The sequence below is a fragment of the Microbulbifer epialgicus genome (genome assembly GCF_041447265.1).
GTDB lineage: Bacteria > Pseudomonadota > Gammaproteobacteria > Pseudomonadales > Cellvibrionaceae > Microbulbifer > Microbulbifer epialgicus.
In genome coordinates this window covers 1-5,336 of the sequence record NZ_JBGMEK010000148.1, presented here as the reverse complement: position 1 = coordinate 5,336, position 5,336 = coordinate 1, and the positions used below count along the sequence as shown (strand labels likewise).

7 protein-coding genes and 2 pseudogenes are annotated in these 5,336 nt (G+C 38.8%); 6 read left to right on the top strand and 3 right to left on the bottom strand.

Translation table 11 applies throughout. From position 1 onward, the window contains the following. Positions 1–197 precede the first annotated feature (197 nt). Positions 198–1,139 carry an IS110 family RNA-guided transposase gene (locus ACCI49_RS23410; RefSeq protein WP_371841661.1) on the top strand — a complete coding sequence of 314 codons (942 nt, stop codon included), beginning with the start codon at positions 198–200 and terminating at the stop codon, positions 1,137–1,139. 24 nt (positions 1,140–1,163) lie between these two features. On the opposite strand, the pseudogene ACCI49_RS23405 reads toward ACCI49_RS23410, so the two are convergent. Together ACCI49_RS23405 and ACCI49_RS23400 are read right to left on the bottom strand one after the other, a co-directional pair. Then, a pseudogene (locus tag ACCI49_RS23405) lies at positions 1,164–1,291 on the bottom strand (IS3 family transposase); the annotation flags it as partial. 3 nt (positions 1,292–1,294) lie between these two features. Beyond that, positions 1,295–1,471, bottom strand: a pseudogene (locus tag ACCI49_RS23400) (transposase); the annotation flags it as partial. Between the two features lie 169 nt (positions 1,472–1,640). On the opposite strand from ACCI49_RS23400, the gene ACCI49_RS23395 reads away from it, so the two are divergent. The 5 genes from ACCI49_RS23395 to ACCI49_RS23375 all read left to right on the top strand — a co-directional run bounded on the left by ACCI49_RS23395 (position 1,641) and on the right by ACCI49_RS23375 (position 4,358). Then, the gene (locus ACCI49_RS23395; RefSeq protein ID WP_371841660.1) at positions 1,641–2,282 is read left to right on the top strand and encodes an MOSC domain-containing protein; all 642 of its coding nucleotides are present in this window, start codon (positions 1,641–1,643) and stop codon (positions 2,280–2,282) included. Between the two features lie 580 nt (positions 2,283–2,862). Further along, a complete protein-coding gene (locus ACCI49_RS23390; protein ID WP_371841658.1) occupies positions 2,863–3,108 on the top strand; it encodes an AraC family ligand binding domain-containing protein in 246 nt (81 codons plus the stop codon). Positions 3,109–3,117: 9 nt separating this feature from the next. Further along, entirely contained in the window at positions 3,118–3,426 is a 309-nt protein-coding gene (locus ACCI49_RS23385; protein WP_371841657.1) for a hypothetical protein, read from the top strand. After that, positions 3,387–3,680, top strand: a complete 294-nt coding sequence (locus tag ACCI49_RS23380; RefSeq protein ID WP_371841662.1) for a helix-turn-helix transcriptional regulator — start codon at positions 3,387–3,389, stop codon at positions 3,678–3,680. The genes ACCI49_RS23385 and ACCI49_RS23380 overlap by 40 nt, the downstream gene beginning before the upstream one ends. Positions 3,681–3,797: 117 nt before the next feature. Beyond that, on the top strand, positions 3,798–4,358 hold the full coding sequence (locus ACCI49_RS23375; protein ID WP_371841656.1) for a LysE family translocator: 561 nt from the start codon (positions 3,798–3,800) through the stop codon (positions 4,356–4,358). Between the two features lie 627 nt (positions 4,359–4,985). Here ACCI49_RS23375 and ACCI49_RS23370 read toward each other — a convergent pair. Next, positions 4,986–5,219, bottom strand: a complete 234-nt coding sequence (locus ACCI49_RS23370) for an Lrp/AsnC ligand binding domain-containing protein (protein WP_371841655.1) — start codon at positions 5,217–5,219, stop codon at positions 4,986–4,988. Positions 5,220–5,336 lie beyond the last annotated feature (117 nt).

The window sequence follows — 5,336 nt, the reverse complement described above, 5'->3', positions numbered from 1 at the left end:
TGAAAACCTTTTTCGCTAACGGGTAAATTGAGACCCACCTTCGGCGGCCACCGAAGGCCTTGTTTATCACAGTTCGCTGCAGCGCCGGTTCATAAAAGACCGATAACAAGTATGAACGTGATAAGCACTCACTAGGCATAACTCGAATAGTCATGTGGGCCTTGAGCCCGAATAGCAAGGCGGAGATAGCTTATCTTATGGAATCTCAAGAGATCAATGTCGGTGTCGATACTAGCAGCAAACAGCTCGATATCTTTGTGAGACCAACTGGCCAATTCTTTAGTGTTACCAATGATAAGGATGGTATTAAGGACGCCATTAAACAACTGCAACCCCTTAAACCCAAAAGAGTACTTATCGAGTCCACCGGAAGGCTTGAACTAGAGTTTGTCTGTGCTGCTCACAAAGCGGGACTGCCGATTGTTGTTTGTAATCCTTCGCAGGTAAGAAACTTTGCAAAGTCAGCGGGGCGACTCGCCAAAACTGACAAGCTGGATGCTGTCGACATTGCTCACTTTGGGGAGGCAATGAAGCCGAGGTTATCGTCAATAAAATCTGAAAAATTAAGGAATATCAGTGACTTACTGGTTGTAAGAAGCCAGTGCTTGGAGATGAGTACAATGCAAAAGAACCGTCTCAAGCGAATGCCTAAATCTGTACACAAACCTATTCAAGCCATATTGAAAATCATCAAAAAAGAGTTAGAAGGAATCGATAAGCAGCTTGATAAACTCGTCAGCAGTATTGCCGAGTGGCGACAAAAACGTGACCTATTGTTAAGCGCTAAAGGGGTCGGAAATGTATTGGCCTACACCCTGATGAGCGAATTACCTGAATTGGGGAAACTGAACCGAAAAGAGATTGCTGCACTCGTTGGTATCGCCCCTATGAATCGAGATAGCGGGAACTTTCAAGGTAAACGCTATATTCGTGGTGGGCGGCATCGTGTGCGCACGGTCCTGTTTGTTTCCATCATGTCAGCTATCCAGTGCCACCCTAAATTAAAGCCAATGTATAAACGCTTAGTCGACGCTGGCAAACCTAAAAAAGTCGCTCTCATTGCCTGTATGAGAAAGCAACTTACCATCCTGAATACCATGGTAAAAAACAACACATACTGGGATGAAAATATGACTTAAAAGCTTGACGAAGAACCATAGTCACTTGATAAAGTTGTACTTTATTTCATTTCTTTCGCAAAGAAAGCACTGGCCTTTTTTAGGGTTTCCTTCTCCATACGCAACTGCTTGATTTCGCGTCGCAATCGATCCAATTCAGCACGCTCGCCGGCATCCAGCCTTACTCCGCTCTCTTCCAGCTTCAGCTCTTTTATCCAGCGTCGCAGATTGTTAGCAGTGATTCCTACAGCCTCGGCAGCTGTAGGAATCGAGTATCCTTGCTCGGAGACTAGGGCTACGGCGTCTTTCTTGAATTCCGGCTTGAAATGCCGACGTGTACCTTTTGTTGTCATACTTCACCTCGCTTGGCAGTTTTACCATCTTAGTGAAGTGTCCGGAAGGATTAGACCACTACAATACTGCTAAGCTCAAATATCTGGTGGTGGTAAAGTCATTGCAAAAAAAGAAAATATTGTTAGTATTCTGGCCTCATTTCTTGTCGTGGCTAATGGGTTAATTAACATGAAGCTTATTTCTATTAATGTCTCTAGAAAAGTATTATGCCTGTATAAGAGTAAGACGGTTACTACAGGAATTTTTAAAAAACCCACTCAAGAGAGTATTCTTGTTACTAAAACTAATCTTGAAGGAGATGAACAAGCCGACTTGAAGCACCATGGTGGTACAGATATGGCAGTGTATGCATATTCGTATGATCACTTCTCCCGATGGGAGGAGCAACTGGGGAGAAATGAAATCAAATATGGATCTTTTGGTGAAAATCTCACTGTAGAGGGACTTCAAGAACAAGAAATTTTTATTGGGGACCGTTTTCGCCTGGGTAACACCATTCTGGAGGTCAGTCAACCTAGGATTCCTTGCTTTAAACTCAATATGGCTTTAGATAATGACTTGGCAGTTAAAATACTCACAAATAGCTTTAATTCAGGAGTATATTTTAGAGTTATTGAGGAAGGATATATCGAAAAAGGAGATATTTTTCACAAGATAGCCTCTCACCCTAACTCTATCAGTATACACTCTTTGTTCTGGGCACTATTTGATAAGGGGTTTTCTGAATCTCAACAAATACTTCAGATGGCAAGCAGATTAATACCATTATCACAAGTGTGGAAAGATAAAGCTGCGAAAAGGCTCGCCTAATATTAATTAGGGAGGGATGCGCTTCAAGCTGTAAGACAGTTAATACTTAGAAGACGATGTAAGAATAAGTGTAGGTTGTATTGCATCAACTAAACAGAAAAAAATTATTGTTTATGAAACGAAAAAAAACAAGCAGATTAGCTTGAGAAGCTATTAATTTAATCAAATAAAAATTTAAAATACATTATGTAGCAGCGGTGACAGAGCTCCTGATGAGTCTTAAATGACATATGTATCAAGTGTCAAAAATATATAGAATAGATATGGTTAAGCTGAAAGATAATAAACATTGTTGTTTAACTTTAGTGGTCGTATTGGCATAGTATTCGAACTGTAACACTTCGAATATATAGTAAATTAACTAATGAGTAAAATTTAATCTTCTTATGGGCACCTCTAAAAATTTCGCTTTCCTGAATTTTATCGCCTTGAAGCTCCCATGAATCTCTGTTGACGGATGCCAAAAAAATAATTTATAGAGGTGCCTTTATGTATTTATTAGATAGACTGTGTTTAACTCTGTATAGCTTTCCAAAATTCTGTTATTGATTTTATTAAAGGTTGTAGTTGAGGTTATTTAGTGCAAAAAGAATTTTCACAAATGTGGCGTAGCTCTACGCATGAAAGTATAGAGCTTTTTCATGCATATTTTCGTAATTTTAATTTTAATAAACACTGGCATGATGAATTGGCTGTCGGAATTATTCAATCAGGTGCCGAAAAGCTAGATTATCGAGGTCAAACTGAAATCATTCCCCAGGGAGATATTGTTGCCATAAATCCGGGTGAAGTACATACAGGGTATACCGGTAGTGAGGAGGGATAGCACTACCGGATGTTTTACTTTGATACAAAGCTTGTCGAGGAGATATTATTTGAGCATAGAAGCCAAGGTAGAGCTATTGCCCCGTATCTAAGAGAGCCAGTTATTCATGATCCAGAGCTTTTCCAGCAACTCTTACGACTTCATCGTAGTTTTGATGAAGGTGAACTACGGCTAGCAACAGATAGCCAGTTAATCTTGGTGATTACCAAGCTCTTTGCTAATCATGGTGATCAAAGAGTATACCCTAATAGTATTGAAGATAAAGTTAAAGCAGAAAAATTAGAGATTATATATGTGCACACTGGAAGAATAATATAAAATTAGATGAAGTATGCCAGCTTGCAGAAATGAGTCAATATCAGTTGATTCGCTGCTTCAATAAAGAATATGGTATACCTCCGCATCAATTCCTAATTCTTTACAAAACCCACCAAGCACGTCTCCTACTTCGACAGGGTCTCAGTATCACACAAGTAGTTACTGATTGTGGATTTTATGATCAAAGTCACTTGAGTAGAAATTTCAAAAAAACGTTCGGGATAACACCGGGACGCTACCTAAAAGTCCTATAGCGAAATTTTGTACAAGAATTCATAGGTACACATACTGTATAGTTTCTCCAAGTATTATTTACTATGAATTTTGACCTAAGCTCTTATGGTTTTTGACAGGTGAAATAGGAGATCTTGATGAGTATGGAGTTTGTTATTACATGGTTGGCCGTGATGCTCCCTCTTATTTTCAGTCCAGGCCCCGCAAATGTTACGTTTGCAGCAGCAGGTGCTAGTCTTGGTGTTAGGCAATCATTACCGCTACTAGCTGGCATTGACTTTATTTTTATACTCAAGGGGTTTGTTGTAGGCTTTGGCTTAATGACATGGTTTATAGACTACCCAGTAAGTTTGAGGGCTCTTCAAGTTTGTGGCGTGATTTACTTGGTCTATTTGGCATATAGTTTTGCAAAACCTTCGAAACTACAAGGGCAGAGCGGAGTACCCAAAATCTCCATCTGGAACGGTATGGTGATACAAATCTTGAATGTTAAAGGCTGGATTATCACATTTACTATGTTCTCAGTATTCGCTCCTAACTTAGAAACTGAATCTGCAGTGTCCATTCTGACCCTTATCGTCATGATGGCGATTCTAAATATATCAACACACTTCTGCTGGATTGCCTTTGGAGGATGGTTAGGTAAAATTTCAGCTAATAGAAAAAGTCAAAAAATGCGAGGCATGTTTTTTCTTTAAGCCTACTCACCGTTGCGGTTTGGTTGGCAATTGATAGTATAGGTGAATTTACAATAAACACCTAACATTAGTGTGAGAAATGATTTATATACTGATTAAAATCAACTCCCAATAATATCAACTCCCAATAATATCAAATTCCAATTTAAAGAGATGCCATTGTTTTGTTTTCCTCTTACTAGAAAAAATTAATTGATTCATTTTGACCTAGATTGATTACCATTAAAATATTCCGTAAACGAATATTTATGAGGGCAGAGTTTTATGTACTACTCAATGTGGTTTAATGATAATGCTAGTTAAACAATCACAATATTATACACCGAATAATCACCCATAATCTTGATATAGATATATCAAACCTATTAAATGGGTGTTTTACGGGGGCAAAGCAAATATTTCAGGTCATATTTTCATTCTGGTAACAATGCTGCCCATTTAAATTAAATTTACTATGGCCTTTGATAAAAATTGAAATATTTTTCTTTTTTTAAATTAATCTTGCTTGGTTTGCGGATAAACTTAGTGAAGGATTCTTGTAACCGCAAGAGACATAAATCAGGGTGAGATTTAAATGAGATTAGGCGATGTGATTTGGGGACTCCTCACCCGGGTATCTACAGCTCTTCAAATTGCCTCATATAAAACCATTAAAGTTTCAACTCTAGAAACCTCCTTCAGCAGATCAAGCTGCTCGCGAATCTGATAAACCCTAGAAACAGAATTGGCTTGTACATAAACCAGCCAGTCCATATCCCCAGCAATCGCTTGACAGCGCGACACCTCTGGAATGTCTCTTATGTAAGGTATTATATCATCACAACTTGTACAACGATGTGATATAAAAAAATATGCACACACTTCTCCTTTTTCAGGATCAGCTAGTGGTCCATGCGGTTAATTCTGTAACGATTGTTTTGCACGCTCTACGGAAGCCAAGATTTGACCGGCGGGCTTTGTCCATTTAAATGGCTTTGC